At 69.1% G+C, this 25,214-nt stretch carries 29 protein-coding genes, 2 tRNA genes and 1 pseudogene; 13 read left to right on the top strand and 19 right to left on the bottom strand.

The window, feature by feature from the left end; genetic code table 11:
* Nucleotides 1-20: 20 nt before the first annotated feature.
* Genes E1292_RS16890 through E1292_RS16875 form a run of 5 tightly spaced genes read left to right on the top strand, consistent with a single transcriptional unit; the run spans nt 21 to nt 4,559 of the window.
* Entirely contained in the window at nt 21-1,445 is a 1,425-nt protein-coding gene (locus tag E1292_RS16890; protein WP_132596169.1) for an FtsK/SpoIIIE domain-containing protein, read from the top strand.
* A complete protein-coding gene (locus tag E1292_RS51150; protein WP_165974587.1) occupies nt 1,442-1,597 on the top strand; it encodes a hypothetical protein in 156 nt (51 codons plus the stop codon). The genes E1292_RS16890 and E1292_RS51150 overlap by 4 nt, the downstream gene beginning before the upstream one ends.
* Nucleotides 1,594-3,198: a replication initiator gene (locus tag E1292_RS16885; protein ID WP_132596168.1), complete on the top strand. Its 1,605-nt coding sequence runs from the start codon at nt 1,594-1,596 to the stop codon at nt 3,196-3,198. The genes E1292_RS51150 and E1292_RS16885 overlap by 4 nt, the downstream gene beginning before the upstream one ends.
* 12 nt (nt 3,199-3,210) lie before the next feature.
* Nucleotides 3,211-3,417, top strand: a complete 207-nt coding sequence (locus E1292_RS16880) for a helix-turn-helix domain-containing protein (protein ID WP_132596167.1) — start codon at nt 3,211-3,213, stop codon at nt 3,415-3,417.
* Nucleotides 3,417-4,559, top strand: coding sequence for a tyrosine-type recombinase/integrase (locus E1292_RS16875; protein WP_132596166.1), 1,143 nt, complete (start codon nt 3,417-3,419; stop codon nt 4,557-4,559). The genes E1292_RS16880 and E1292_RS16875 overlap by 1 nt, the downstream gene beginning before the upstream one ends.
* Before the next feature lie 56 nt (nt 4,560-4,615).
* Here the strand turns inward: E1292_RS16875 and E1292_RS16870 are convergent.
* The 3 genes from E1292_RS16870 to E1292_RS52685 all read right to left on the bottom strand — a co-directional run bounded on the left by E1292_RS16870 (nt 4,616) and on the right by E1292_RS52685 (nt 5,570).
* A tRNA-Ala gene (locus E1292_RS16870) sits at nt 4,616-4,691 on the bottom strand.
* Between the two features lie 15 nt (nt 4,692-4,706).
* Complete coding sequence (locus tag E1292_RS16865; RefSeq protein WP_132596165.1) at nt 4,707-5,435, bottom strand: HAD-IA family hydrolase; 729 nt, start codon at nt 5,433-5,435, stop codon at nt 4,707-4,709.
* A gap of 15 nt (nt 5,436-5,450) precedes the next feature.
* Nucleotides 5,451-5,570, bottom strand: a complete 120-nt coding sequence (locus E1292_RS52685; RefSeq protein ID WP_020542320.1) for a DLW-39 family protein — start codon at nt 5,568-5,570, stop codon at nt 5,451-5,453.
* A gap of 550 nt (nt 5,571-6,120) precedes the next feature.
* Between E1292_RS52685 and E1292_RS16860 the strand changes: the two genes are divergently transcribed.
* Nucleotides 6,121-6,333 (top strand): heavy-metal-associated domain-containing protein, encoded by a 213-nt coding sequence (locus E1292_RS16860; protein WP_132596164.1) that lies wholly within the window; start codon nt 6,121-6,123, stop codon nt 6,331-6,333.
* A 120-nt stretch (nt 6,334-6,453) separates the two neighbouring features.
* Here E1292_RS16860 and E1292_RS53775 read toward each other — a convergent pair.
* From E1292_RS53775 to E1292_RS16840, 4 genes and pseudogenes are all read right to left on the bottom strand, one after another.
* Nucleotides 6,454-6,594 (bottom strand): annotated as a pseudogene (locus tag E1292_RS53775) (carboxymuconolactone decarboxylase family protein); the annotation flags it as partial.
* Nucleotides 6,595-6,732: 138 nt separating this feature from the next.
* Nucleotides 6,733-6,924 (bottom strand): hypothetical protein, encoded by a 192-nt coding sequence (locus E1292_RS51145; protein WP_165974586.1) that lies wholly within the window; start codon nt 6,922-6,924, stop codon nt 6,733-6,735.
* Between the two features lie 255 nt (nt 6,925-7,179).
* The gene (locus E1292_RS16845; RefSeq protein ID WP_220446877.1) at nt 7,180-7,698 is read right to left on the bottom strand and encodes a universal stress protein; all 519 of its coding nucleotides are present in this window, start codon (nt 7,696-7,698) and stop codon (nt 7,180-7,182) included.
* A 127-nt stretch (nt 7,699-7,825) separates the two neighbouring features.
* Nucleotides 7,826-8,539 carry a hypothetical protein gene (locus tag E1292_RS16840; protein ID WP_132596162.1) on the bottom strand — a complete coding sequence of 238 codons (714 nt, stop codon included), beginning with the start codon at nt 8,537-8,539 and terminating at the stop codon, nt 7,826-7,828.
* A gap of 77 nt (nt 8,540-8,616) precedes the next feature.
* On the opposite strand from E1292_RS16840, the gene E1292_RS16835 reads away from it, so the two are divergent.
* From E1292_RS16835 to E1292_RS16825, 3 genes are all read left to right on the top strand, one after another.
* The gene (locus tag E1292_RS16835; protein ID WP_132596161.1) at nt 8,617-9,153 is read left to right on the top strand and encodes an MFS transporter; all 537 of its coding nucleotides are present in this window, start codon (nt 8,617-8,619) and stop codon (nt 9,151-9,153) included.
* A 96-nt stretch (nt 9,154-9,249) separates the two neighbouring features.
* Entirely contained in the window at nt 9,250-9,777 is a 528-nt protein-coding gene (locus E1292_RS16830; RefSeq protein WP_132596160.1) for a copper chaperone PCu(A)C, read from the top strand.
* Entirely contained in the window at nt 9,774-10,904 is a 1,131-nt protein-coding gene (locus tag E1292_RS16825; RefSeq protein WP_132596159.1) for a Dyp-type peroxidase, read from the top strand. The genes E1292_RS16830 and E1292_RS16825 overlap by 4 nt, the downstream gene beginning before the upstream one ends.
* 3 nt (nt 10,905-10,907) lie before the next feature.
* Here the strand turns inward: E1292_RS16825 and E1292_RS16820 are convergent, their stop codons facing one another.
* Nucleotides 10,908-12,236 (bottom strand): aminotransferase class I/II-fold pyridoxal phosphate-dependent enzyme, encoded by a 1,329-nt coding sequence (locus E1292_RS16820; protein ID WP_132596158.1) that lies wholly within the window; start codon nt 12,234-12,236, stop codon nt 10,908-10,910.
* A gap of 34 nt (nt 12,237-12,270) precedes the next feature.
* On the opposite strand from E1292_RS16820, the gene E1292_RS16815 reads away from it, so the two are divergent.
* On the top strand, nt 12,271-12,909 hold the full coding sequence (locus E1292_RS16815; protein WP_132596157.1) for an FMN-binding negative transcriptional regulator: 639 nt from the start codon (nt 12,271-12,273) through the stop codon (nt 12,907-12,909).
* 46 nt (nt 12,910-12,955) lie between these two features.
* The gene (locus E1292_RS16810; RefSeq protein ID WP_132596156.1) at nt 12,956-13,411 is read left to right on the top strand and encodes a GbsR/MarR family transcriptional regulator; all 456 of its coding nucleotides are present in this window, start codon (nt 12,956-12,958) and stop codon (nt 13,409-13,411) included.
* A gap of 363 nt (nt 13,412-13,774) precedes the next feature.
* On the opposite strand, the gene E1292_RS16805 is transcribed toward E1292_RS16810, so the two are convergent.
* The 6 genes from E1292_RS16805 to E1292_RS16780 all read right to left on the bottom strand — a co-directional run bounded on the left by E1292_RS16805 (nt 13,775) and on the right by E1292_RS16780 (nt 17,964).
* A complete protein-coding gene (locus E1292_RS16805; protein WP_132596155.1) occupies nt 13,775-14,023 on the bottom strand; it encodes a hypothetical protein in 249 nt (82 codons plus the stop codon).
* 58 nt (nt 14,024-14,081) lie between these two features.
* Complete coding sequence (locus tag E1292_RS16800) at nt 14,082-14,420, bottom strand: hypothetical protein (RefSeq protein ID WP_132596154.1); 339 nt, start codon at nt 14,418-14,420, stop codon at nt 14,082-14,084.
* Between the two features lie 175 nt (nt 14,421-14,595).
* A complete protein-coding gene (locus E1292_RS16795) occupies nt 14,596-15,297 on the bottom strand; it encodes a class I SAM-dependent methyltransferase (RefSeq protein ID WP_132596153.1) in 702 nt (233 codons plus the stop codon).
* A 44-nt stretch (nt 15,298-15,341) separates the two neighbouring features.
* A complete protein-coding gene (locus tag E1292_RS16790; protein WP_132596152.1) occupies nt 15,342-16,025 on the bottom strand; it encodes a response regulator in 684 nt (227 codons plus the stop codon).
* Nucleotides 16,022-17,206, bottom strand: coding sequence for a sensor histidine kinase (locus tag E1292_RS16785; RefSeq protein WP_220446876.1), 1,185 nt, complete (start codon nt 17,204-17,206; stop codon nt 16,022-16,024). The genes E1292_RS16790 and E1292_RS16785 overlap by 4 nt, the downstream gene beginning before the upstream one ends.
* 476 nt (nt 17,207-17,682) lie before the next feature.
* Complete coding sequence (locus E1292_RS16780) at nt 17,683-17,964, bottom strand: hypothetical protein (RefSeq protein ID WP_132596151.1); 282 nt, start codon at nt 17,962-17,964, stop codon at nt 17,683-17,685.
* A 202-nt stretch (nt 17,965-18,166) separates the two neighbouring features.
* Here E1292_RS16780 and E1292_RS16775 point away from each other — a divergent pair, with 202 nt between their 5' ends.
* Nucleotides 18,167-18,592, top strand: coding sequence for a DUF5980 family protein (locus E1292_RS16775; RefSeq protein ID WP_132596150.1), 426 nt, complete (start codon nt 18,167-18,169; stop codon nt 18,590-18,592).
* Nucleotides 18,593-18,688: 96 nt separating this feature from the next.
* Nucleotides 18,689-18,916: a hypothetical protein gene (locus tag E1292_RS16770; protein WP_132596149.1), complete on the top strand. Its 228-nt coding sequence runs from the start codon at nt 18,689-18,691 to the stop codon at nt 18,914-18,916.
* Between the two features lie 34 nt (nt 18,917-18,950).
* Here E1292_RS16770 and E1292_RS16765 read toward each other — a convergent pair whose 3' ends face one another.
* From E1292_RS16765 to gyrB, 5 genes are all read right to left on the bottom strand, one after another.
* A complete protein-coding gene (locus E1292_RS16765) occupies nt 18,951-19,292 on the bottom strand; it encodes a VOC family protein (protein ID WP_132596148.1) in 342 nt (113 codons plus the stop codon).
* 296 nt (nt 19,293-19,588) lie between these two features.
* Nucleotides 19,589-19,662 (bottom strand) — tRNA-Ile (locus E1292_RS16760).
* Between the two features lie 125 nt (nt 19,663-19,787).
* Complete coding sequence (locus E1292_RS16755) at nt 19,788-20,471, bottom strand: DUF3566 domain-containing protein (protein ID WP_132596147.1); 684 nt, start codon at nt 20,469-20,471, stop codon at nt 19,788-19,790.
* A gap of 2 nt (nt 20,472-20,473) precedes the next feature.
* Nucleotides 20,474-22,972 carry a DNA gyrase subunit A gene (gene gyrA, locus E1292_RS16750; protein WP_132596146.1) on the bottom strand — a complete coding sequence of 833 codons (2,499 nt, stop codon included), beginning with the start codon at nt 22,970-22,972 and terminating at the stop codon, nt 20,474-20,476.
* A gap of 84 nt (nt 22,973-23,056) precedes the next feature.
* Entirely contained in the window at nt 23,057-25,000 is a 1,944-nt protein-coding gene (gene gyrB / locus E1292_RS16745) for a DNA topoisomerase (ATP-hydrolyzing) subunit B (protein WP_132596145.1), read from the bottom strand.
* Between the last annotated feature and the right edge of the window lie 214 nt (nt 25,001-25,214).

The following is a 25,214-nucleotide window of genomic DNA, read 5'->3' as shown; positions in this document are numbered from 1 at the left end:
TCACGGAAGGTTCCCAGCTTATGTTCAAGCGGCTGCCTGGCGACGAGGCGCGCAACCTCGTCTCCACCACGCCCGACACGGCCGTCGTCTTCCGCCCGGCCGTCGTCACTACACCCGCCATCATCACCATCGTCATCCTCGTCTGGCGCATCCTCGCCGGGCTCGTCCGCACCATCTGGCGTCACCCCATCGCCACCGCCATCCCAGTCGTTCCCGGGGCTGTCTGGTACCTCTACGGCTGGCCGCCGGCGGCCTGCCTGGTCGGCATCGTCGTCCTGGGCCTCCTCGCGTGGGCGTTCATCGACCGGGCGTCCTTCGCCCACCTGGTCGGCTACCGGCTGCTGGCCTGGTGGCGACTCATCTGGGTCTACCGCCGGCACTGGCAACCCGTCATGATCGTCTCCGGTCTCGGCCGTCACCTCCGGGGCCGCGACTACCTGCCCCGGCTCGGCAAGGTCACCTGCACCTTCTGGGCCGACATCATCACTGTCCGCATGCTCAAAGGCCAGGCAGTCAAGGACTGGGCCGACCGCACCGACCACCTGGCCCAAGGCTTCGGCGCGAAATCCTGCCGGGTCGCGCTGTCCCAGGCCGGACGGCTCACCCTGACCTTCCCGCGCAACGATCCCCTCTCCACCCCACTGCCAGCGCTTCCCGTCCCAGAAGAGCCGACCGTGGGTCCAGTGGAGATCGGCCGGTGCGAGGACGGGCGGCCATGGCGGCTCAAGGTCCACGGCACACACGTCCTCGTCGCGGGCGCGACCGGGGCCGGCAAGGGATCGATCATCTGGTCCGTCATCCGCGCCCTGCTCCCCGCCGCCAGTGCGGGCCTGGTCGAGTTGTGGGCGCTCGATCCCAAACTGATGGAGCTGTCCTACGGACGCGACCTGTTCGGCCCCAGGTACGCGGCCACTCCCGAAGAGTGCGCCGACCTACTGGACGAAGCCGTGTGCGTCATGCAGAAACGGGCTGCCCGTTTCGCCGGGCTCCAGCGCTCCCACACCCCCACCGTCGACGACCCGTTCGTCCTGGTCGTGGTGGACGAGGTGGCGTTCCTGACCGCCTACCAGTCCGACCGGCAACTCCGGCAACGTATCTCCGCCGCGCTGGCCACGCTCACCACCCAGGGACGCGCGGTCGGCGTCGGCGTCCTGGCCGCGCTCCAGGACCCGCGCAAAGAGGTCATGAACATCCGCAACCTGTTCCCCGACAAGATCGCCCTCCGCCTCGACGAGTCCGAACAGGTGGACATGGTCCTCGGCGACGGCGCACGCGACCGGGGAGCCCTCGCCGACCACATCTCACCCATCCCCGAACGCGGCGCGGGCGTCGGCTACATCCGGCTGGAAACCAGCCCCGATCCGGTCCGCGTCCGCGCCGCCTACGTCTCCGACGACGACATCCGCGCCATGGCCGCCACCTTCACCGGAGGTGAGGACCGATGACGCTCGCCCACGCCCTGGAGGGCCTGCGCTGCTCCGTCTGCCGCACCCTGAACGCTCTGCGGCTCGACCCGGCCCGCGCCCTGGTCGAGTGCCGCGAGTGCGGCCAGAGCGCGCTCATCGTCACCGACTCCGACGAAGGGAGGTCCGCATGACCCATCCGCACGACCGCGCTCTCCCCCGGGCCGTCCGCCAAGCCATGCCGATAGCCCGGGACATACTCGAAGAGGTCGCCAAGCAGCACGGCGTCTGCATCCGCCCCGTCCCGCTGCGACGGCTCGACACCATCACCGGCAAGTCCGAGATCATCGACGTACCGTGCGGGGCCGTCCTCGACAGCAAGTGCCCGCCCTGCGCCAAGCGCAACCGGCAGCTCCGCATGGCCCAATGCCGCGAAGGCTGGCACCTCGACACCGAACCCTCCATCACGCCCGACGAGCCGAACGAGGAACAGCGCTGGCTGGTGGAGTTCCGCGCCGACATGCAAGCCAAGCGTGATGCCGCCGAGCAGGCCGGCGACGACACCACCGACCTGGACGCCGTCCTGTCCGGCCTCGATGACGAGATCAACAACGCTGGCATGCGGGGTAGCGTCACCGGATCCGCGGTGCCCAAGCGCACCCGATCGACCCGGCGGCGGCAGGACGCACCGGACCTGCCCAAGCGCAAGATGACCAATACCACCCTGGGACGCACCTTCACCAGCGGAGATGGCAAGACCTACCGGCCGTCGCTGTTCGTCACGCTCACCCTGCCCAGCTACGGCAAGGTCCGTAACAGTGTCCCGATCGATCCCGACACCTACGACTACCGGCGCGCGGCTCGGGACGCGCTGCACTTCTCCAAGCTCGTGGATCGCTTTGTGCAGAACTTGCGCCGGGTTGCGGGCTATGACGTGCAGTACTTCGCCGCCGTGGAGCCTCAGAAGCGGCTGGCGCCGCACCTGCACATGGCTATACGGGGAACCTTGCCGCGTGCGGAGATCAAGCAGATCGCCGCCGCCACCTACCACCAGGTGTGGTGGCCCCAGGCCGACGAAGTGCGCTTCGACGGCGATCACCTGCCCGTCTGGGACGAGGAGGCCGGCTACCTCGACCCGGCAACCGGCGAGGTCCTGCCCACCTGGGACGAAGCCCTCGACGCTCTGGACGAGGACGCCGAACCCCTCCACGTGCTGCGCTTCGGCGAACAGGTGGACGTTCAAGGCGTCCTCGCCGGAACCCCGGACGCCGACCAGTGCATCCGCTACCTGTCCAAGTACCTCACCAAATCCATCGGCGACACCCTCGACGGTGGCCAGGCCCAACGCGAGCACGCCACCCGCATGCTCGACGCCCTGCGCTACGAACCGTGCTCGCCCACCTGCCCGAACTGGCTGCGCTACGGCGTCCAGCCCAAGAGCGCCAAACCCGGCATGACGCCCGGCCACTGCCGTGGCAAGGCCCACAAGCCCGAACACCTCGGCTACGCCGGACGCCGTGTCCTGGTCTCTCGTAAGTGGTCCAACAAGACCCTGGCCGAGCACAAGCAGGACCGCCGTACCTGGGTCCTGGAAGCCCTCGGCCAGACCGACGAACCCACCGACCTACACCGCTACATCTGGCGACCTGTCCCGGCCGGAGACGCCAACGTGCCGCCGTTGGCCGTACGGCTCCTCCGGTCCGTCCACGAACGGCAACGCTGGCGAGCTCACCTCAGAGAGCTGGAAGCCAGAGCAGCCGGACAAGATCTTTCGGCAATTCCGCAGGCCGCGTGAAGGGGGAGAGACATGGACCAACTGCTGACCGTTGACGAAGCGGCCGATGCGCTCAACACCTCGGTGCGCTTCGTCCGCCGACTGATCGCCGAACGCCGGATCGAATTCGTGAAGGTCGGACGCCACGTCCGCATCCGCGAGTCCGCACTGATCGCCTTCGTCGTGGCCGGAACCGTCACGCCGATGACCACCGGCACCGTCAAAGGGAGGGCTGCCTGATGGCCAACAGAGACGGTCACCGCCGTTTCGGCAATATCCGCAAGCGAGAGTCCGGCCGGTTCCAAATTCGCTATCCAGGACCGGACGGGCGTCTGCGGACCGGGACCACAACCTACGCCACCCGAACTGAGGCCGACCGTGCTCTCACGATCATCGAAGCTCAGATGATCGCGGGCGACTGGACGGATCCCGATCGCGGCAAGGTCCTGGTGGGCGACTACGCGCGAGCGTGGATCAAGGAACGTCCCGGCCTGCGCCCCAAGACCATCGAGAACTACACGTGGCTGCTGGAGCGGCACATCATGCCCACTCTTGGCGGTGTCCAGGTCGGCAAGCTGACAACCCAGATGATCCGCGCGTGGCGGTCCGAACGGCTGGAGCATGGCGTATCGGTCTCGACAGTCGCCAAGGCGTACCGGTTCATGCGGGCCGTTCTGATGACGGCGGCGGAAGAAGACAAGTTGATCAGCCGCAACCCCTGCCGGATCAAGGGCGCCGACAATGAGCACACACCCGAGCGTCCCGTGATCACGGTGTCTCAGGTGTTCGAGCTCGCCGACCGGATGGCGGACAGGCGGTTTCGAGCACTGATCCTGCTGGCCACGTTCGCCAGCCTGCGGTGGGGTGAGGTGATCGCACTTCGACGGCATGACCTGGACCTGGTGGCGCGCACGGTCCGGGTCCGGGAACAGCTCATCGAGCTGGACGGCGGGGAGATGCGCCTGTGCCCGGTCAAGTCCAAGGCCGGTCGTCGTATCGTCGGCATCCCCGCAGTGATCGTTCCGGCGCTCACCCAACATCTCGCGTCCTATGTCGAGCCAGAAGAGGACGCCTTCGTGTTCCTGGGCAAGCTGGGCGGGTTCCTGCGGGGCAGCAACTTCCGGCGTGCCGCGAAGTGGGGTGAGGCGCTCAAGGAGATGGGGCTCGCCGGCCTGCACTTCCACGATCTTCGCCACACGGGCAACACGCTCGCCGCGCAGTCAGGGGCGAGCCTGGCCGATCTCAAGGCGCGGATGGGGCACGACAGCGATCGGGCGGCGCTCATCTACCAGCACGCCACCAAGGACGCCGACCAGCGGATCGCGGATGCGCTCAGCGCTCGTGTGGAGGCTGAGAGGAAGAGGCTGGGCCAGGATGGCTAATGGCCCGTTAATGGCCCGAACACCCCGTCACAAGATCAGTGGCGGGGTGTTTTCCCTGGTGGAGCCTAGGAGATTCGAACTCCTGACTTCCTGCTTGCAAAGCAGGCGCTCTGCCAACTGAGCTAAGGCCCCTTCGACGAAGATAGCTTACCGGGCCGACGAAGCCACCTGCGTCGTACCGAGGTCGTCGCTCAACACCAAGCTCGGGAAGTCTGCGATCGAGTCGAGGAGGTGGGTGGCGCCGCCCTTCAGGAGGCGCTCCCGGCTGTGGACGCCCGTCAGGATGCCCGCCACGATCGATGCCCCGGCTCGTGTGCCGCACAGCATGTCGTTCTCCGAGTCGCCGATCACCGCCACGTGCCGTACGTCCGCCACCTCCGTGCGGAGGACGGCGTGCAGCACCATGTCGGGCCAGGGGCGGCCGCGGCCGCCGGCGTCTTCTGGGGAGATGGCCAGGTCGATCTTGTCGTGCCAGCCGAGCACGCTCAGGACGCGGCTCAACGTGATGCGGCTGAAGCCGGTGATCAGGGCCAGTTTGATGCCGTTGCCACGGAGTTTGTCGAGGACCTCCATGACTCCGGGCATGGGCGTCAGACCTGCCCGCTCCAACGCGCCCTCATAGGAGCGTTCGAACGTCAGGTTCGCCGCCTGGGCCTGGGCTTCGTTCCCGGGGAAGATCCCGCGGAAGACATCGATCGTGGGACATCCCCGGGACCGGTGCACGTGAACCATGGCACGCGCGTAAGCCCCGGTCCCGGGCACTATGCCCTGGGTCGCGATCGCCTCGGCAAAGGCGCGCTCGACCATGGCGATGTCACCGACTGTGGTGCCTGCCAGGTCCAGGCACACCAGCTTGATGGGGACGACGTCACTCATCGCCTCGCCGGTCGGTTAGTTCTCGCTGCCGGTCGCCTCGGTCCAGAGATCAAGCTCTGCGCGGTCGGCCTGCACCTTACGCCAGATCAGCAACCCCCCAAGGGCGATCAGCGCCAGAACGAGCAGCTTCTTCACGGTGTGACCCCACTTCTTCGACGGTCTCACCTGCCGGGGTGAGACCCAACGGTTGACAAGCAGCCTAGCAAGGGATGGCTGCGCTACCTGTGTTGCGGATGTGTGGAATGTGCGATGGACGAGTGTTCAGCCGCAGGTGGGACCCGAATACTGCCCCATCTCGGACGAGCATCCGACAACCATCTATCGGCAGCCCTCATGGGCAACAGCTCGATCATGCCAAATATCCGGCGCGGATGCGCGAAACGTCCGTGCCCGAGGTCAGTTCATGCGCGCAGGGAGGAGGCCGGTGAGCCTGATCCTGGTGGATGTGTGCCCGGGAGGAGCGTAACCCGAGGTGGGCGCGCTTGCCAGCCGTCTGCGGGTCGGATTGTGGTTGCTGATCCAGAAGGGCAGGGGCGGGGCCCAGGTTTCGGGTACGGGGTGCGGGTCAGGCGCGGCACCGTAGGGACTGTTTGCTCAGGACGAACATGCTCGCGTCCGGTGCCTTCGAAATACGGTAGGGGGGTACGGTTAACGGAGCAATCGCACACGTCCTGAGGAGATCGCCATGAGCACTGCCACCTACACCGTCACCGGCATGACCTGCGGCCACTGCGTGAGCTCGGTCAAGGAAGAGGTCAGCGAGGTGGCCGGGGTGACGTCCGTGGAGGTCGACCTGGCAGGTGGCCTGCTGACGGTCGGCAGTGACGCTCCTGTCGACGCGGCGCTGATCGCCGCGGCGGTGAAGGAAGCCGGTTACGAGATGGGCGGGCAGGCCTGAGCTCGGGGGTCGCCGCCGCGGCCTGGCTCCGATCGCGGAGGTGACGAGGTCGGCGAGTTGCTGCTCGGTGAAGAAGGGGGCCTCGCGCCAGACGGCGACGGCGTGGAGGCGGGCGTCGCTCTCCCCGGCCGTCTTGGCGTCGGTGCTGTGCATGTCGACGCAGTAGACGCAGCCGTTGATCTGGCTGGCGCGCAGGCGTACGAGTTCGAGGAGGGGTTTGGGCAGCGTGCTGCGGGCGACGAACGCGTCCAGGCCGGCCATCGCCTGGTAGGCGTCGCGGGCGAGCGTTCCGAGGTCCACCCGTTCGGTCATGCAGCCATCTTGGAGCGCCAGCGAGTTCCGTTTCGGCGAGCGCCCGCTCGAACCCCTCCAGAGCCTCGACCGGGCGGGCCGCGTCGTCTACGTGGGCTCGTTCTCCAAGACCCTGCTGCCCATGCTCAGGCTCGGCTTCCTGGTGGCGCCCGCCTCGCTAGGGCCGGCGCTGCGCGCGGCCAGGCGGCCGTCGGGCTGGCACGGGGAGGTGCCGACGCAGGCGGCGCTGGCCCGCTTCACCGACGAGGGCCTGCTGGCCAGGCACATCAGGAAGTCCACCCGTGTGTACGCCGCCAGGCACGCCCTGGTCGCCGAGGCGCTGGCGGCCGACGAGCGCCTGCTGCCGGTGCCGTCCGCGGCGGGGCTGCACCTGTGTGCCCGCCTCGCGCCCGGCGTGTCCGTACGCCCCGCGCCGGAGGTGGCGGTGGAGCGGCTGGAGGCGTACTGCGGGGAGCCCCGGCCCAGGCCGGCCTGGTGCTGGGCTACGGCGCGATCGCGACGGACGCCATCCCCGAGGGGTTGCGCCTGCTGCGGTCACGGATGTCGGCGGCTCCAGAACCCGCGAGCCCGCTCCCCTGACATCTCCGGGTCGTCCGGCGACGTCGGTTGTCGCACGATGACTACGGTGGTGCGGGCGTGTCGGGCGCAGTACATGCTGGTCGAGGGCATGAAGATGCGGCTGAACAGCCCGCGTCTCCCCCGCCCCAGCACCAGCAGGTCGCCTTCGCGGGCCAGATCCACGAGGTGGTAGCCGGGGTCGCCGACCCGGCCGACCACCGCCGTCGTGAGATCCTCGGGCACTCCGCCCGCGACGTCGTCGAACACGCCGGTGATCACCTCTGAGCAGCGCGCCTCCTCACCCGCTCTGATGGCGTGCTGCACGGGCAGCGCCTCAGGGAACGGGTGGACGGGCGCGCGGCTGACGTGCACGGCGACCAGGGCCATCCGGTGCAGCCTGGCCGCGCCGATGGCCCAGGCGAGCGCCCAGCGCGATGACGGCGACTCGTCGACCCCGACGATCAGCCTCGCACCGCCGGGCAGTTCCTGTTCCACGGTGCCTCCTGTTGAGAAGTACGACCATAGTGCGCCTACCCGTCGATTACCGGGAGGTGGCATTTTGGAACCTTGGCGTCGCCGCGTGGAAAACCAGAGGGAAGGCCCGGCTCGGTGAGCGGCGCGATCAGACCAGCTTCAGCAGGCCGCCGCGCAGGGTGTCCCGTTCGTCCGCCGACAGGATCCGGTACGGCGCCGCGGCCCGCAGGTTGGTCTCCGCCTCGATCCCGGCGCGCAGCGGCCCGTCCGCCAGGGCGACGATCCCGGCCGCGGTCAGGCCTTCCGCCTGCCAGGCCGTGGCGTGCGCGTCGGCGCGGTGGTGGCGCAGCGCGGCGATGCGGTTGAACAGCAGCACCCCCGGCGAGGTCCCCTCCGGTTCGTACGGCGGCGCCGCCACCTCCAGCGCGCCGCCCGGCACGCGTTCGGCCGAGTCGAGCACCCGTCCCGCCAGGTTTGCCAGCGCGGGCAGGTCGTGGCCGGCCCAGACGCGTTCGGCCGCGGCGGCGTGCAGGTCGTACAGCCTGTGGATGAACGCCAGCCCTTCGCGCGTCGGCCGGAGCCGGCCGCCGGGGTCCTCGGTCATGGTGCCTTCGCGCAGGTGGTCGTCGAGTTCGGGGAGCGCGGCGTCGCCGTAGCGGTAGAGCGTGGCCAGCTGCGGCCGGGTGAGCGGGCGCAGGGGGAGGGTGAAGCGCAGGTCGACCAGCAGGCCCGGGGTCACGCCGGACGACTCGGCCAGGTCGGTGACCGATCGGAGTGCCGCGGCGTGCAGGTTGACGTGGGCCGCGTCGATGATCTGGGCGATCGTCGCCGCGTATTCCGACAGGTCATGAAATTTCGGCATCAGGTGGATTATGCCGGTGTGTAAGGGGATCGAGGAGTGCCGAGCGGACCGGCCGGACCCCATGGAATGCTAAGCGTATGGCCGCGCCGCTCCGCTTCGCCCGCACCACGGTGTTCGCCGTGGTCTGCCTGGGCCTGGGCGTGGCGGCTCACGTGCTCGGCGGCGCCACCGTGCCGGCTCCGGCCATGGCGGGCGGGCTGGCGGTGGCGTTCGGGGCCGCGTACGCGCTGGCCGGGCGCGAGCGCTCGGTAACGGTGATCCTGCCGCTGCTGGCCGCGCTGCAGATCGTCATGCACGTGCTGTTCTCGATGTCGCACGCGGCCACGCCGCACCAGATGGCCGGCCACCTCCATTCGGGGCTGGTGCCCGACCTCGGCATGCTCGTCGCCCACGGGTGGGCGGTCGCGATGACCGCGCTGTGGCTGGCACGCGGCGAGGCCGCGCTCTGGTCGCTGCTGCGGCGCCTGGCCGTGCGGCTGCTGCTCATCTGGCTGCCGCTGCTCACGACTCCTTTCTCCACACCCCTGTGGACGGCGGAGCCGCGCGTGCTCCGCCCGGCCGTGCTGCGCCACGTGGTCAGCAGGAGGGGTCCTCCGCGGGTTGTCGCCGCCTGACCCTCGGGTCACGGCAAGACGGCTTTCTGTCGACAACAGACAACCCCACGCCCGGCAGGGCCTGCTTCGGCATGCCGGGCGGAGAAAGGCCATGCCATGTTCTCTCGTCATGCCCTCATGCTCGCCGCCACCGTGGTGGCGCTGGCCGGCTGCGGCGGCGGCTCGACCACCGCGTCCGCGCCCGCCGCCACGACCGCGGCCGCGGCCGCCCCGTCCTCGTCGGCCGCCGCCGGGCTCTCCATCGCCGACCCCTGGGTGAAGACCGTCAAGAAGGGGATGACCGCGGCTTTCGGGACGCTGGTCAACAACGGCGACACCGACGTCACCATCGTGTCCGGCACGTCGCCGCTGTCGCCCACCATCGAACTGCACGAGGTCGTGGAGTCCGGCGGCAAGATGGTCATGCGGCCGAAGGAGGGCGGGTTCGTGGTGCCCGCGCGCGGCACGCACGAGCTCCAGCCCGGCGGCGACCACATCATGCTGATGGGCGTCACGGAAGAGGTGAAGCCCGGGGCGAAGGTGCCGTTCACGCTCCAGGTGAAGGGCGGGCAGCCGCTCGAGTTCAGCGCCGTCGGCAAGGACTTCGCCGGCGGCGAGGAGGACTATCAGCCGGGGCACGAATGATCAGCCGTAGAGGGCTGCTGGCCGGGGGCGCCGCCACCGCGGCGGGCGCCTTCACGCGCCGCGAGACCCCGCCGCCGACCCATGCCGAGCGGGCGAGGGTGGAGCCGTTCCACGGCCCGCACCAGGCGGGCGTGGCGACCGCGCCGCAGGTCCACGCCGTGTTCGTCGGGTTCGACCTGCGGAAGGGCGTCCGCAGGGAAGCCGCCGTCCGGCTGCTCCAGCTGCTCACCGACGACGCCGCCCGCCTCACCCAGGGCCGGCCCGCCCTGGCCGACACCGAGCCGGAGCTGGCCGCGGATCCGGCCGGGCTGACGATCACCTTCGGGTTCGGGGAGGGGCTGTTCGAGGCGGTCGAGGTGGACTCGCCGGTGCGCCCGCTGCCCGCGTTCGAGACGGACAAGCTGGACAAGCGGTGGAGCGGCGGCGATCTCCTCGTCCAGGTGTGCGCCGACGACGGTCTGACCGTCGCGCACGCCGTACGGATGATCGTGAAGGACGCGCGGTCGTTCACGCGCGTGCGCTGGACCCAGCGCGGGTTCCGTGGCGGGGCCGGAGGGGAGACGCAGCGCAACCTGATGGGCCAGGTCGACGGCACCGTGAACCCCACCGACCTGGACAAGGCCGTCTGGATCGGCCAGGGCCCGGCCGGGATGCGCGGCGGCACCACGATGGTGCTGCGCAGGATCCGCATGCGCCTGGGGACGTGGGACGCCGTCGACCGCGTGGCCAGGGAGTTCACCATCGGCCGGCGGCTCGACACCGGCGCCCCGCTGACGGGCCGGGCCGAGCGCGACGAGCCCGACTTCGACCGGAAGAACCATCTGGGGTTCCCGGTCATCTCCGAGTACGCCCACATCAGGCGGGCCCACGTCGCCGATCCGGCGCAGCGCATCCTGCGCCGGCCGTACAACTACGACGAGGGTCTGACCGAGGACGGCGAGTCGGACTCCGGGCTGCTGTTCGCCTCCTACCAGGCGGACATCGACCGGCAGTTCGTGCCCGTCCAGCGGCGGCTGGCCGAGGGTGACCTGCTCAACGAGTGGGTCACCGCGATCGGCTCGGCAGTCTTCGCCATCCCGCCGGGGTGCGCACCCGGCGGCTGGATCGGGGAGGGGCTGCTGGGTTAGCCGCTAGCCGTACCGGCCGGTCGAAGCGGGACGCAGGGCGGCGGCGAGGTCGTCGGCGAGCACGTCGATCTCGTCCTGCCCCAGCGTGGCCGCGGTGAGGCGCAGCGCCGGCGGCGTGGCCACCCGGTTGCGGGCACCGGGGGCGGCGGCCCAGCCGCGGGCCAGCAGCCGGGTGATCGCCGTGGACTCGTCCGCGACGGGGACCCACACGTTGAGCCCGGTGCGGCCGTGCGCGGTGACGCCGCGCGCGGCCAGCGCCGCCACCAGGCCGTCCCGGCGCCGCGCGTACGCCGCGGCCACGGCCGCGGTGTCGACCGCCTCCGTACGCCAGAGGTGGGCGACGGCGCGCTGCAGCAGGTGGCTGACCCAACCGGTCGCGAGCCGCTGGCGCCCGCGCAGCCGGTCGAGGGTGGTCGGGTCGCCGGTCACCAGGGCGAGACGGAGGTCGGGGCCGAGCGCCTTGGCGGTCGAGCGGACGAGGATCCACCGCCGCGTGACGCCGGCCAGCGGGTGCAGCGGCAGGTCCACGAAGCCGGAGCCGTGGTCGTCCTCGACGAGGAGCACGTCCCGGTGCGCGGCCAGCAGCTCGCGCAGGTCGGCGGCGCGCTCGGCGGAGACGGCGGCGCCGGTCGGGTTCTGCGCGCGGGAAGTGACCACCACGGCGCGGGCCCCGGCCAGCAGGGCCCGGCCGAGCTCGTCCGGCAGCGGCCCGTCGTCGTCGAGCCGCATCGGCACGATACGCAGCCTCATGGCGGTGACCAGGTCGAGCAGGGACGTCCAGCCGGGGTCCTCGACGGCGACCGCGTCGCCGGGGCGAAGGTGGGCGGCGAGCACCCGTTCGACGGCGTCGAGGGTGCCCGACGTGATCGCCAGCGGCGCGGGGGGCAGGCCGTCGGCTCGCAGGCGGGCCCCGGCCAGGGCGAGCAGCTCCTCGTCGTCGCCCGTCCCGTACATCGCGGGCCGTTCCTGGTGCGCGCGGGCCGCGGCGGCGAGGGCCTCGTGCAATGCCGGCAGCAGGGCGGGGTCGGGGTTGCCCTCGGACAGGTCGCGCACGCCTGGCGGCACCTCGATGCGGATCTCCTCACGGAAAGTGCTGGCCGGGCGCGGCCTGACCCGCGTGCCACGCCGCCCGGCCGTCTCGACGACCCCGCGCTCGCGCAGCAGCCGGTACGCCGCCGCCGCCGTGTTGGGGCTGACCCCGGCCAGCGCGGCCGCCTCGCGCACCGGTGGCAGCATGCGGCCGGGCGGCAGCCGCCCTTCGGACACGGCGGCCTCGACACCCGCCGCTATCTCGCTGGCCGACCCACCGGCAATCGTGTACGTTTCTAGCACAAATCTTATTATGTACTAATACAAAGAGGTTCGGGTGCTTATTCATCCATGGGACGCGGCTCGCGACAAGGAAGAGTGGCAGACCTGGCTCCGTACACGGGATTTCGGCCAGCTCGCCGCCAACGGCGTGAACGGCGGCCCGCCGATCCTGGTGCCGACGCACTTCCTGTTCGACGGCGACAAGGAGGTCGTGCTCCACCTGGCCCGGCCCAACCCGATCTGGCCGGCCATCGAGGCCTGCCCGACGGTGGTGGTGAGCGTGCACGACGACTACGCCTACATCCCCACCGGCTGGCGTGCCGACTCGCCCGAGGCCGGCGTGCCGACCAGTTACTACGCCTCGGTGCAGCTCACCTGCGTGGCCGAGATCGTGGACGGCAAGGAGGGCAAGGTGGACATCCTGCGCCGCCAGCTCGCCCACCACCAGCCGGACGGCGACCACGGCGAGATGCGCGCGGACGCGGGGCCGTACCACCGGATGTTGTCGGCCGTTCGGGGGCTGCGGCTGGAGGTGGTGGGGGTGCGGGCCAAGTTCAAGTTCGACGACCACCGGCCGGTGGAGCAGCGCGAGCGCATCGCCGCCGAACTCGCCGCACGCGACCTGCTGCACGACGCGGGCGCCAGGGTGCAGCAGCTCAGACGGCTGGCTGACCGGCTGAGCGAGACGGCATAAGACAGCGGAAAGTACCGATATGAACGCTTAACGTTACAATGTTCGCATGAGCGAGCAGGATGGCCCCGGACGTGAGCGGGTCCTCGCCTGGGTCGAGCGGGTGGCGGCGTTCGTCTCCGAGGAGTGGGGGCTCGCTCCCATCAGCGGCCGGATCCTGGGCTGGCTCATGGTGTGCGACCCGCCGGAGCAGACCGCGTCCGACATCGCCGGGATCATCGGGGCCAGCCGCGCGTCCCTGACGACCAATCTCCACCTGCTGACGTCCCACAGGCTCATCCGCCGTTTCCGCAAGACCGGGGAGCGCAACGTCTACTACGAGATCGAGGACGACGCTTGGGCCAAGATCGTCCGGCAGAAGCTGGCCGTGTTCGCCGCGTTCGACGAGCTGGCCGCGGAGGGCCTGCGGCTGGGCTGGCGCGACCTGGCACGGACGGCGCGCATCCGCGCGGCCAGGAAATCCATCGCCGAGGCGCTCCACCAGGTCGAGGCGGGGGCCGAGTGAACAGCCCTATCCCAAGGCTGTGGATAACCGGCCCTTGTTGTGGATAACCCCGCCACCTCGGGGAGCTCGACCGGGCCCGCCGACGACAGTGCCGCATCGCGGCCGGCGGCCTGCACGTCACCGGAAACCCATCGCCCGATCCGCCGGACAGGCCCCCTGACCTCGTATCATCACCTAATGTGATGGTTCATCACGCTCCGGGTCGGGCGTATAACAACCTGATATCGCCTCGCCCGAATGGGCTGACAGCGGCTCCATCCGCCACGCACCGGCCTGTACACAGCCCTGTGGACAACCGCCCATCCGCCACCCGCCGGCACCGGCCGCCGGGGTACGCGGCGGACGCCGCGTACCCCGCCACGCTCACATGCCGGCGCGCCCCTGGTAGGGCACGTTGCCCGCGAGCGGGATCACCTTGACGGACGCGCCCGGGCAGGCGGAGCAGCCGGCGTGCAACCAGGGCGGCATGCTGATGGCGCCACGGTGCCGCCAGACGATGAACTCGCCGCCGAAGTCCGCGTGGTGCCGGGCTTCGTAGGTGTCCTGCCAGACGGTGTGGCAGTTCTGGCACTGGAATGACCAGGTTTCAACAGAGGAATCGGTTTCGCGCACGAGGAATCGCCTCCTGGGATCGGCGCGGTCAGACGGGCAGGAAGGTGTTCCCGCCGGCCTAGATGCGCCAGATGCCCAGGTGGGTGAGCCGGTCGACGCCCGTACGCCAGCGCGTGACGAGCCGCGGCCGCGGCGGCGTGAAACGGGCACGCGGGAGCCCGTGATCGCGTCCAGGGAAGGGGAGAGGCGCCAGAACCCCGCCGCCGGCGCACCGGCCGCCCGCCGGTTTCCCCGCGTGCCGCTTGAACGTCGAGCGTCGAGGCGGGCACGAGTCGTCCCGGCCGTCACCGTGATCGACGTGGACGGAGTCCCCGTGGACGACCGACGCGGCGTGCACCGGCTGCCACGGCATCGGCCACACGCCCACGCAAATGACGACCCCGACCAGAAGGGTCAACCACCGCTTCCGTCCGAGCCGCTCGATCCTTCGTGAGCCGGAGACCACACGTGAACGCTACATCGCCCTATGTCATCAACCGACTACTTAGAGGTGATATCTCCGTCTATGGCAGGACGTTAGCGAGGTGGACAGAACCCCGGCCCTCGTCCCCTTCCCCCCTCCGACGCGGCCTTCACGAGACGGCGCTGGTCATCTGCGGACGGGATGGGCCGGCCCCCGCCCGGTAGACGGAGACGGCGTAGGGCCGTGAAGCGTCCCGCTCCACCCGCTCGGCGAGCTTCGTGACCGTCGGACTCCCGTCGATGAACCCGTGCAGCCGCTCCGCCTCCGGCCACGGGTGCACGAGGACGAGGACGCCTCCAGGCGCCAGCAGCGAACGCAGCCGCTCCGATGCCCTGCGCAACCTGTCGCCACGGCCGATGTAGTAGAGGGTCTCCGCGCAGAACACCAGGTCGTACCGGTCCCGCTCCTCGTAGCCGAGCAGGTCGGCATGGACGAACCGGACCCGCGCGCCATCACCGCTCGCGCGCTCCCTGGCCCGTCCGAGCGCCCTCTCCGACACGTCGAGCCCCGTGATCCCGGCATCCGGCCAGGTCATCGCCAGCATCTGCGTGAAGACGCCCTCGGCGCAGCCCACCTCCAGGATGCGGGCGTACGTCCCCTCGGGCAGCTGGTCCAGCGTGGCCCGGTATTTACGGCGCTCGTACGAGTCCGTGGCGAGCGACCACGGATCGGGCCGGCGATGCCACCAGTCGAAATACCGGTGCAGCACCTTCCCCTGAGCCCTCGGGCCGAGGAGGGAGAAGGTCCGGAAAAGGGTGCGATGCAGCAGCTCGGGAATCCTGGGCACGGGGGACGACACCAGACCTTTCACGGCAGTGGTCGTGTCCCGAACCTACGAGCGGAACCGCCGGCATGTCATGGCGCTGCAGGGGGATCGTGGGATCTAGCTCCGCCGTAGGGGGTGACCAGCCCGGTCTGGAACGCGTACACCGCCGCCTGCGTGCGATCGCGCACCCCGATCTTCGTCAGGATGTTGCTGACGTGGCTCTTCACGGTCTGCTCCGCGATGACGAGACTGCCGGCGATCTCGGTGTTGGACAGGCCGTGCGCGATGAGCGTGAGGATCTCGCTCTCGCGCGGGGTCAGCGGGCCCGACGCCTCCCCGGTGAACGGCCGTGGCGGGCCCAGCCGGGCGAAGGCGCTGATCAACCGGCGGGTCACGGACGGCGCCAGCATGGCGTCCCCGTTCGCGACGATGCGCACGGCGTCGCCCAGCTCCCGCGCCGTGGCCTTCTTCAGCAGGAAGCCGCTGGCGCCGGCGCGCAGCGCCTCGTAGACGTACTCGTCGAGGTCGAAGGTGGTAAGCATCAGCACCTTCGTGCGCCCGGCGAGGCGGCGGGTGGCCTCCAGGCCGTCGGTCCCCGGCATGCGCACGTCCATCAGCACGACGTCGGGCGTCAACGCGGCGGCCTTGACCAGCACGTCGTCACCGTCGACGGCCTCGCCCACCACCTCGATGTCGGGCTGGGCGTTGAGCAGCACGACGAACGCCTCGCGGACCATCGACTGGTCGTCGGCGATCAGCACCCGGATGCTCACCTGGCCTCCGTCCCGTCGAGCGGCAACCGTACCGTCACCTCGTAGCCTCCGTCCGGCCGCACCCCCGCCCTCAGGTCTCCGGCCAGCATGGCCACGCGCTCACGCATGCCGAGCAGGCCGTGCCCGGGGCGGGCGGACGATGGAGGCGGGTGAGGCGGCGGGTCGTTCTCGACGCGGATGTGAAGATCGCCAGGTTCGTACGCCACCTCGACGCCGACCCGTGCGCCCGGAGCGTGCTGGAGCGCGTTGCTCAGCGCCTCCTGCACGATCCGGTACGCCGACAGCTCCACCCCCGGCGGGAGCGGCCTGCGTTCGCCGTCGACATGCATGATCACCGGCGTGCCGGCCGCCCGCAGCCGGCCCACCAGCTCCTCCAGCCGGTCAAGGGTCGGCTGTGGGCTCGCCTCGTCCGTACCGTTCCTGAGCAGGTCGAGAATGCGGTGGAGCTCGGTAAGCGCCTCCACCGCGCTCGACCGGATCGTGGCGAAGCTCCTCGCCAGCTCCGGGGGAGGATCGGGCACACGGTAGGGGGCCGCCTCGGCCTGCACCGCGACGACCGACATGTGGTGGGCCACCACGTCGTGCAGCTCCCTCGCGATCCTGGCCCGCTCTTCCAAGAGAGCGGAGCGGGTCTGCTCCGCCAGTGCCTTCTGGTCCGCCGCGGCCACCCGGCGCAACGCCTCACGATGCCCGCCGAGCGCGCCCATGGTGATCAGCACCATGCCCGACAACAACGACATGTCCATCAGGCTCACCAGCGTCTGCTCGCCCGGCAGCCCCGCCCACAGGACGATCCCGGCCGCCAGCGTGCCGAGCCACATCTCGGCCAGCAGCACGTGCCGGGCCCCGAACCCCACCAGGCCCAGCACGGACACATGCGCGACCAGCACGGGCGCCGGCCACACCATCCCGTCCAGCTGGGCATGGGACGTCACGGCGGCCGCCACGGCCGCGACCAGAGACAACCACCACGCCGCCCTGGGCCGGAATCGGGACACCACCAGCGCGATCGCCGTCGCCAGCCCGAGAGTGCCTGCCGTCACGTTGCGTACGCCGTAGTCGTCGAGCAGGGTGTGCCAGACGATCGCGGCCAGCACCACCCCCAGAGCGCCCACCAGCGGCACGGTCACCGCCGAGCGGAGCGGCAGGGCGAGCCCCGCGCCTTCCGCGTCGATGGCCAAGACCCACCGCGCACCATGTCTCACCCGGTCACTCACCCGATCTCCCTGCCTCGCGCGCCGGCCCCTCCCCGATCAGTCTGTGTCAAGCGCGTACGTCGTGCCGGATGGAAATCCACCGGTGGCGGGGGAAACCATTCGTGAATGCGCTGACTATTCAGATGACAATTTGGAGGTGAAGTTTGTCAACGGAGCACGCGTGGGCAAAGGTAGTGCAGGAACCCATCTCACGGAGGGGCAGCGATGAAACGACGCCCGGTCATGGTGAAAGTGGAAGAGACCGTGCTGCGGGTCGGGGCGGTGACGGCGTCCAACTCCACGGGAAACTGAGGCACGCGGCGTTTCAACTGCGTAACCGCGGAAACTCGACGGGACCGCCGGCTGTTCCGGTCAGCGCCGCACGGCGACGAAATTCATCACCATTTTGCCGCTGTGGGGACCGGGACAGCCTCGCCGCCCTTCCATTGCTCCGGAGGCCCCTACAACGGCCGCTCCAGCCGGTGCCGCACCGGCACGAAGTCCAAGGCGTCGAAGAAGTCCAGAGCCCCGGTGTTGAAGTCCCACACGTCGTGAGGAGGCTTGAGCAGCCCGCCTCCTTTCCCGCCGTACGCACGGCAGCGACCAGGGCGGTGCCGACCCCCGTACTTCTCGCGTTTTAGAAAGGCATCGAAAAGCGGGACGAGTTCGTCCGGCGAGGAGGCCGCGCGGAAGACGTCCGGCCGTCCCGCGACGTGGGGTTCCGGCGTGCGGTGGGGACGCACGCGTTCGCGTCGACGGACATACGGTCCGGCATCGCACCTCCTGCGCCTCCGACTGAACCAGGCAGCCTTACTCGGGGCGGTTCGGACGATCATTGAAGGGTTCCGTCTGCCGCGAGGCGGCAAGCGGCTTTTCCTTGATCCTTGACTAGTTTAAATTTGAACAGGCAAGAACGTCCACAGCAGAGACACCAAGGAGGCAGCCGTGCGCACGATCAAGAGAACCGCCAGGCTGGCGCTGGGCGCGGCGGCCGGCGCGGCGTTGGCACTGTCCAGCACCACACCGGCCTCGGCGAGCACGTGGGAGCTGAAGCACTCCCACCAGAAGATATGTGTGCAAACCAACTACAGCCACAGCACCTACCTCATTGCCGCGGTCGTCGGAAGCTGGTCCACGACCATCCACATGGGGATGAAGAACCTGCCCGCCGGCTCGACCAACGAGAGCGCGCCGATCCCACCCGGATCCAACTACACCGACCCGGAGGACGGATCCACAACGATCAACGGCTGGATCGGGCTGACGTTCCCGCCGCTCCCGGTCGGGACGTACGAGTCGCAGTTAGCCGCCTCGGACGGTACGCGGACCGAGTCCAACCCCGTCACCATCAACGTCAAGGCCTGGTGCTAGTCATGACCGACGCCAGGTGATCCCCGGGCGGGGGAGTGTCCGGAACCGGCGCGCGGCACGAACCGGGCACTCCCGACCGCCCGCGATGATGGAGGCATGGCAGACGACAGAACCCGGTGGGACCTGCACGTGGAGATGTACGCCACCGAGGAGCAGGCGCGGGAGATCAAGGAGCAGGTGCAGCGCCTGCTGTGCCCCGATCCCGGCCATCGTCCACCGTGCGCGATCCCCTGGTCCACCAGCCTCCACGAAGCCGAGGGCGAAGACACGGCCGACCTGGAGCAGCAGTATCTGATCGAGCACGGCGGCGACTCCCGCGGCTGAGACAGCCAGCGGGCCGCCACGCAGCCCGAGAACCTCAGACCGGTCCGCCGCCGAAGCTGATCTCATTGCCCTCAGCGTCGCGGTAGGTCACCTTGGTCACGCCGCCCTCGTACGTCGCGCGCCGGGCAGGCTCGATGCCCCGCCGGGCGATCTCGGCGACCCGGCCGTCCAGGTCGTCGACGAACTGCAGCACCAAGGCGTTCCCCGCCCGCTCCGGGTCCTGAATGATGTAGAGGTAGCGGTTCTCGGCCGTCTCCCAGACCGCCTCGATGTCGTTCGGCAGGAACGAGGGAGCCCCGCCGAAGAGCTGCTCGTACCACGGCAACGCCGCGGCGTAGTCGGTGACGGGGATGCCCGCGAAGAGGTCCTGCGCCATGTCGTCCTCCACGTTCGTGGTCGATGTGTCGCTGATGCTGACCCCGGCGACGTCGAGAACTCACCGGCTTCCGACGCGTCCTGTCCCGGAAGCCGCCTCCCGTGCGCCTCCGCCTCCCCCTACGCGCGCCGGTTGCGCGCGGTCGTTCACGCCAAGCAGTTGGAGGTCTGACCACCGAATGCGTGCGCCCGGTAGGGCACGCTTGGAGCGACGACACTCCGTGCGGCAGACACCGGACAACAGGAAAGCCACTTTCCTGTTGGTCGGAAAGTGGCTCTTTATGTGATCAGACTAGGTGGGGCTACCAGGACTTGAACCTGGGACCTCTTCCTTATCAGGGAAGCGCTCTAACCGTCTGAGCTATAGCCCCGCGCACACCGAACGTTATCGCATCCGGCGATCGGAGGCGAACCGGTTGTTCGGTCGAGAAAAGCTTACCGTGTCCGGCGTGCTGCTCGCGCCGTGCCGGTGCAGGGCACGGCGCGAGCTCACGGGCTATTCGGCCTCGCTGAAGGTCACCTCGACGCCCCCGACCAGGTCGGAGGCGACGTTGTAGATGACCGCCCCCAGCGTGGCCAGGGCCGTGATGAGCACGACGTTGACCGCTCCGATCAGGGCGGTGTAGCCGAGGATGCGTACCGGCTCGAACCAGGACGCGATGTCGATCGGGATGGAGTTCTGGCCCTGCTCGCCCTGGCCGAGCTGGTTGACCAGGTCGACGATCGAGTCGAACACCCCCAGGGCGGACAGCACGCCGTACAGCACGGCCACCGCCACGAACAGCACCACGAAGCAGACCAGGGACACCACGAAGCTGAACTTCATGGCCGACCACGGTTCGACGCGACGCAGGACCAGGTGGGCCTTGCGGGGGAGCCGCGCCCCCGCGCCGCTCGACTTCTTCTTGGGCAGCTCGACCGCGGGCGGCGGCGGAGCCTCCGTGGCCAGCGACGGGCGGATGCGGACCGTGTCGTTGCCCTCCGGCTGCTGCGGCGCCTGCTGCTGCGGAGGTGGCGGCGGCGGCCCGGGCTTGGAGTCGTCTTTGGCCGGGAAGGGCCTGCCCTGCGCGGGCGAGGTGTCCCGGCTCTCGTCGAAGGTCTCTTTCTCTGCGGGCCGCTTCGGTTGCTGTCCGTTACCCGAAGCCGCCTTTGTCCTGGCGGAGCCACCTTGGGCGCTCATGACTATTCTCCTCCCCCGTCTTCCTCACTCTCCATCGAAGTCTCCATGGACTCCGCGTTCCGGGCGAGGGCCACCACGCTGTCGCCTTCAGCGAGATTCATCAATCGCACTCCCATGGTCTGACGGCCGGACTGTTTGATCTCACCGGCACTCGTCCGGATCACCCCGCCGGCTGACGTGATCGCGAAGACCTCGTCCTCTGGATTGACCATGACGGCTCCGACCAGCTTGCCACGGGAGGATACGATTTTCGCAGTAAGCACGCCTCTACCGCCACGGCCTTGAACTGGATATTGCTCCACTGGCGTCCGTTTTGCGTACCCAGCCTTCGTAGCGATAAGCACGTGTTGACCGTCGGCGATGCGATTCATGGCGAGAAGTTCGTCACCTTCGAGGAACCTCATCCCGATGACACCACTGGTCGCCCGGCCCATGGGCCGCAGCGCGTCGTCGGAAGCGGTGAACCGGATCGACTGCGCCCCCTTGGAAACGAGCAGCAGATCGTCTTCCTCGGAGACCAGCCGGGCCCCGATGACCTCGTCGTCGTCGCGCAGGTTGATCGCGATCAGACCGCCGGACCTGGGGGAGTCGTACTCGGCCAGGCGCGTCTTCTTGACCAGCCCGCTGCGGGTGGCGAGGACCAGGTAGGGGGCGACGTTGTAGTCACGCAGGTCGAGGACCTCCATGACGGTCTCGTCGGGCTGCATGGCCAGGAGGTTGGCCAGGTGCATGCCGCGGGCGTCGCGGCCGGCGTCGGGAAGTTCGTACGCCTTGACCCGGTAGACCCGGCCCTTGTTCGTGAAGAACAGCAGCCAGTGATGCGTCGTGGTGACGAAGAAGTGGTCGACGATGTCGTCCTGGCGCAACTGCGCGCCGCGTACGCCCTTGCCTCCGCGCTTCTGGGCGCGGTAGAGGTCGGTGCGGGTGCGCTTGGCGTAGCCGCCCCGGGTGATCGTGACGACGATCTCCTCTTCGGCGATCAGATCTTCGATCGACATGTCGCCGTCGTAGGCGATGATCTCGGTCTTGCGGTCGTCGCCGTAGCGGCCGACCAGCTCGGCCAGCTCGTCGTTGACGATCTCGCGCTGGCGGGCCTCGCTGGCCAGGATCGAGTTGTACTCCGCGATCTGCGTCATCAGGGAGTCGTACTCGTCCTGGATGGACTGCCGCTCCAGGGCGGCCAGCTTGCGCAGCTGCATGTCGAGGATGGCCTGCGCCTGGATCTCGTCGATCTCCAGGAGCCCCATGAGGCCCTGCTGGGCGGCCGAGGCCGACTCCGAGGCCCGGATGAGGGCGATGACCTCGTCGAGCCGGCCGAGAGCCTTCAGCAGCCCGCTCAGGATGTGGGCACGCTCTTCGGCCTTGCGCAGGAGGTAGCGGGTCCTGCGGACGATGACCTCGATCTGGTGGGCCACGTAGTGCCGGATGAACTGGTCGAGCCGGAGCGTGCGCGGCACGCCGTCGACCAGGGCCAGCATGTTGGCGCCGAAGGTGTCCTGGAGCTGGGTGTGCTTGTACAGGTTGTTGAGCACGACCTTGGCGACCGCGTCGCGCTTGAGCACGATCACCAGGCGCTGCCCGACCCGCGAGGAGCTCTCGTCGCGTACGTCGGCGATGCCGGTCAGCTTGCCCTCGCGCACCAGCTCCGCGATCTTCAACGCCAGGTTGTCGGGGTTGACCTGGTAGGGCAGCTCGGTGACGACGAGCGCCTGCCGCCCCTTGTCCTCCTCGACCTCGACCACGGCCCGCATGGTGATCGAGCCGCGGCCGGTGCGGTAGGCGTCTTCGATGCCGCGCCGGCCCACGATCAGCGCGCTGGTGGGGAAGTCGGGCCCCTTGACCAGCTTTATCGAGGTTTCGAGCAGCTCTTCGTCGCTCGCCTCCGGGTTTTCCAGCGCCCACTTGACCGCCGAGGCGACCTCGCGCAGGTTGTGCGGCGGGATGTTGGTGGCCATGCCGACGGCGATGCCGCCCGAGCCGTTGACCAGCAGCTGCGGGAAACGCGCCGGCAGGACGTCGGGCTCCTGCGACTTGCCGTCGTAGTTGGGCCGGAAGTCGACGGTCTCCTTGTCGATGTCGCGCAGCATCTCCATGGCGATGGGCGCGAGCTTGCACTCGGTGTAACGCATCGCCGCCGCGGGGTCGTTGCCCGGCGAGCCGAAGTTGCCCTGCCCGTCGACCAGCGGATAGCGCAGCGACCACGACTGCGCCAGGCGCACCAGCGCGTCGTAGATCGAGGTGTCGCCATGGGGATGGTAGGTGCCCATCACGTCACCGACGACGCGGGCGCACTTGAAGTAGCCGCGGTCGGGACGGTAGCCACCGTCGTACATCGCGTAGAGCACCCGGCGGTGCACCGGTTTGAGCCCGTCGCGCACGTCCGGCAGCGCCCTGGACACGATGACGGACATCGCGTAGTCCATGTAACTGCGCTGCATCTCGGACTGGATGTCCACAGGCTCGATGCGGTCGGCCGGGGGAGTGGTGTTCACGTCCGTCACAGGTTGAGGTCCTTCTTCATGGAACGATGAGCCATGTCCTGCGGCTCACCGCAGGTAGCCGAATCTGCACCCACGGCCGGTCGCTCAGACGTCGAGGAAACGAACATCGCGAGCGTTGCGGATGATGAAGTCGCGCCTTGCCTCGACATCCTCGCCCATCAGCACGCTGAACAGGTCGTCGGCCTGGGCCGCGTCGTCGAGCGTGACCAGGCGCAGGAGCCGGGTCTCCGGGTTCATCGTGGTCTCCCAGAGCTGGGCCGCGTTCATCTCGCCCAGCCCCTTGAAGCGTTGTACGTTGTCGCGCGGCCGGGGGTCGGGCTTGCCGTTGGCGATGCCCTCGGCGATGACCGCGTCGCGCTCGGGGTCGGAGTAGGCGTAGGAGGCGTCCTCACCCTTGCGGTCCCACTTGATCTTGTAGAGGGGCGGGCACGACAGGTAGACGTGCCCCGCCTCGATCAGCGGCCTCATGAACCTGAACAGCAGCGTCAGCAGCAGCGTGTTGATGTGCTGGCCGTCGACGTCGGCGTCGGCCATCAGGATGACCTTGTGGTAGCGCAGCTTGGTGATGTCGAACTCGTCGTGGACGCCGGTGCCGAGCGCGGTGATCAGCGCCTGGACCTCGTTGTTCTTCAGGACCTTGTCGATCCGCGCCTTCTCGACGTTGAGGATCTTGCCGCGGATGGGCAGGATCGCCTGGAAACGCGAGTCGCGGCCGCCCTTGGCGGAGCCGCCGGCCGAGTCGCCCTCGACGATGAACAGCTCGCACCGCTCCGGGTCGTTCCACTGGCAGTCGGCCAGCTTGCCCGGCAGGCCGCTGCCCGACTCGAGCAGTGACTTGCGCCTGGTGAGGTCGCGGGCCTGGCGGGCCGCGAGGCGGGCGCGGGACGCCTGCAACGACTTGTTGATGATGTCTTTGGCCTCGCCGGGGTTGCGCTCGAGCCAGTCGCGCAGGTGGTCGTTGCACGCCTTCTGGACGAACGACTTGGCCTCGGTGTTGCCGAGCTTGGTCTTGGTCTGGCCCTCGAACTGCGGGTCGGAGAGCTTGACGGAGATGATCGCGGTCAGGCCCTCGCGGACGTCTTCGCCGGAGAGGTTGTCGTCTTTGCCTTCTTTGAGGAACTTCTGCTCGCGGGCGTAACGGTTGACGATCGACGTCAGCGCCGCTCGGAAGCCCTCCTCGTGGGTGCCGCCCTCGGCCGTGTTGATCGTGTTGGCGAAGGTGTAGACAGACTCGGCGTAAGAGTTGTTCCACTGCATGGCGATCTCGACCGCGATGCCGTCGCCCTCTTCCTCGAAGGAGATGATCGACGCGTGCGCCGGCTCCTTCTTGGTGTTGAGGTGCTGCACGAAGTCGGCCAGGCCGCCTTCGTAGAGGTAGGTGACCGTACGCACGTCGCCGTTGATGTAGTCGGGACGCTCGTCGGTCAGGGTGATCGTCAGGCCCTTGTTGAGGAAGGCCATCTCCTGGAAGCGCCGCGAAAGGGTCTCGTAGTTCCAGGTCGTGGTCTCGAAGACCTCGGGGTCGGGCCAGAACGAGATCGTGGTGCCGGTCTCGTCGGTACCCTCGCCCTTGGCCAGCGGCGCCATGGGCTTGGAGTGTTCGTAGCGCTGGCGCCAGTAGTAGCCGTTCTGCTTGACCTCGACGTCCATCGCGGTGGACAGAGCGTTGACGACGGCCGAGCCGACGCCGTGCAGGCCGCCGGAGACCGCATAGGACTGGCTGTCGAACTTGCCACCCGCGTGCAGCGTGGTCAGCACGACCTCGACCGCCGAGCGCTTCTCCACCGGGTGGATGCCGGTGGGGATGCCGCGGCCGTCGTCGACCACGCGCACGCCGTTGTCGGCCAAGAGCGTGACGTCGATCCTGGTGGCGAAGCCCGCGAGGGCCTCGTCCACCGCGTTATCCACGATCTCGGTGACCAGGTGGTGCAGACCTCGCTCCCCGGTGGAGCCGATATACATACCCGGGCGCTTGCGAACCGCCTCAAGCCCTTCGAGTACGGTGATTGAGCTAGCGTCGTAGGACAACTGCGAAATCCTCCTGCCGCGGACACGCGGCGGGGGTCGCCATGATTGTCACAAGCTGCCCCTGCCGTGCCCGTCACCGTCGTGAGTGCCCCGATGCGCGGTCACCCAGGGGAGTCGGCTTGCTGCCGGGGTGACACGCAAGCGGACGTGTCCGGAATCCTTTTTCATTCTACCGCCTCCGGAGCCTCAAGGTGGCAACGAACGCGCCTGTGAT

The organism is Nonomuraea deserti, assembly GCF_004348685.1.
In the GTDB taxonomy this organism is placed as follows: Bacteria; Actinomycetota; Actinomycetes; order Streptosporangiales; family Streptosporangiaceae; genus Nonomuraea; species Nonomuraea deserti.
Note: the sequence above shows the minus strand (reverse complement) of the source record. Positions and strands in the feature narration are given on the sequence as shown.

Coding starts and splice junctions, on each gene's coding strand:
- E1292_RS16810 (WP_132596156.1), top strand. CDS start 12,956: ATGAGCGAGCAGGATGGCCCCGGACGTGAGCGGGTCCTCGCCTGGGTC.
- E1292_RS16830 (WP_132596160.1), top strand. CDS start 9,250: ATGTTCTCTCGTCATGCCCTCATGCTCGCCGCCACCGTGGTGGCGCTG.
- E1292_RS16755 (WP_132596147.1), bottom strand. CDS start 20,471: ATGAGCGCCCAAGGTGGCTCCGCCAGGACAAAGGCGGCTTCGGGTAAC.
- E1292_RS16770 (WP_132596149.1), top strand. CDS start 18,689: ATGGCAGACGACAGAACCCGGTGGGACCTGCACGTGGAGATGTACGCC.
- E1292_RS16890 (WP_132596169.1), top strand. CDS start 21: ATGTTCAAGCGGCTGCCTGGCGACGAGGCGCGCAACCTCGTCTCCACC.
- E1292_RS16865 (WP_132596165.1), bottom strand. CDS start 5,435: ATGAGTGACGTCGTCCCCATCAAGCTGGTGTGCCTGGACCTGGCAGGC.
- E1292_RS16875 (WP_132596166.1), top strand. CDS start 3,417: ATGGCCAACAGAGACGGTCACCGCCGTTTCGGCAATATCCGCAAGCGA.
- E1292_RS16835 (WP_132596161.1), top strand. CDS start 8,617: ATGGCCGCGCCGCTCCGCTTCGCCCGCACCACGGTGTTCGCCGTGGTC.
- E1292_RS16825 (WP_132596159.1), top strand. CDS start 9,774: ATGATCAGCCGTAGAGGGCTGCTGGCCGGGGGCGCCGCCACCGCGGCG.
- E1292_RS16765 (WP_132596148.1), bottom strand. CDS start 19,292: ATGGCGCAGGACCTCTTCGCGGGCATCCCCGTCACCGACTACGCCGCG.
- E1292_RS16840 (WP_132596162.1), bottom strand. CDS start 8,539: ATGCCGAAATTTCATGACCTGTCGGAATACGCGGCGACGATCGCCCAG.
- E1292_RS16885 (WP_132596168.1), top strand. CDS start 1,594: ATGACCCATCCGCACGACCGCGCTCTCCCCCGGGCCGTCCGCCAAGCC.
- E1292_RS51150 (WP_165974587.1), top strand. CDS start 1,442: ATGACGCTCGCCCACGCCCTGGAGGGCCTGCGCTGCTCCGTCTGCCGC.
- E1292_RS16860 (WP_132596164.1), top strand. CDS start 6,121: ATGAGCACTGCCACCTACACCGTCACCGGCATGACCTGCGGCCACTGC.
- E1292_RS16880 (WP_132596167.1), top strand. CDS start 3,211: ATGGACCAACTGCTGACCGTTGACGAAGCGGCCGATGCGCTCAACACC.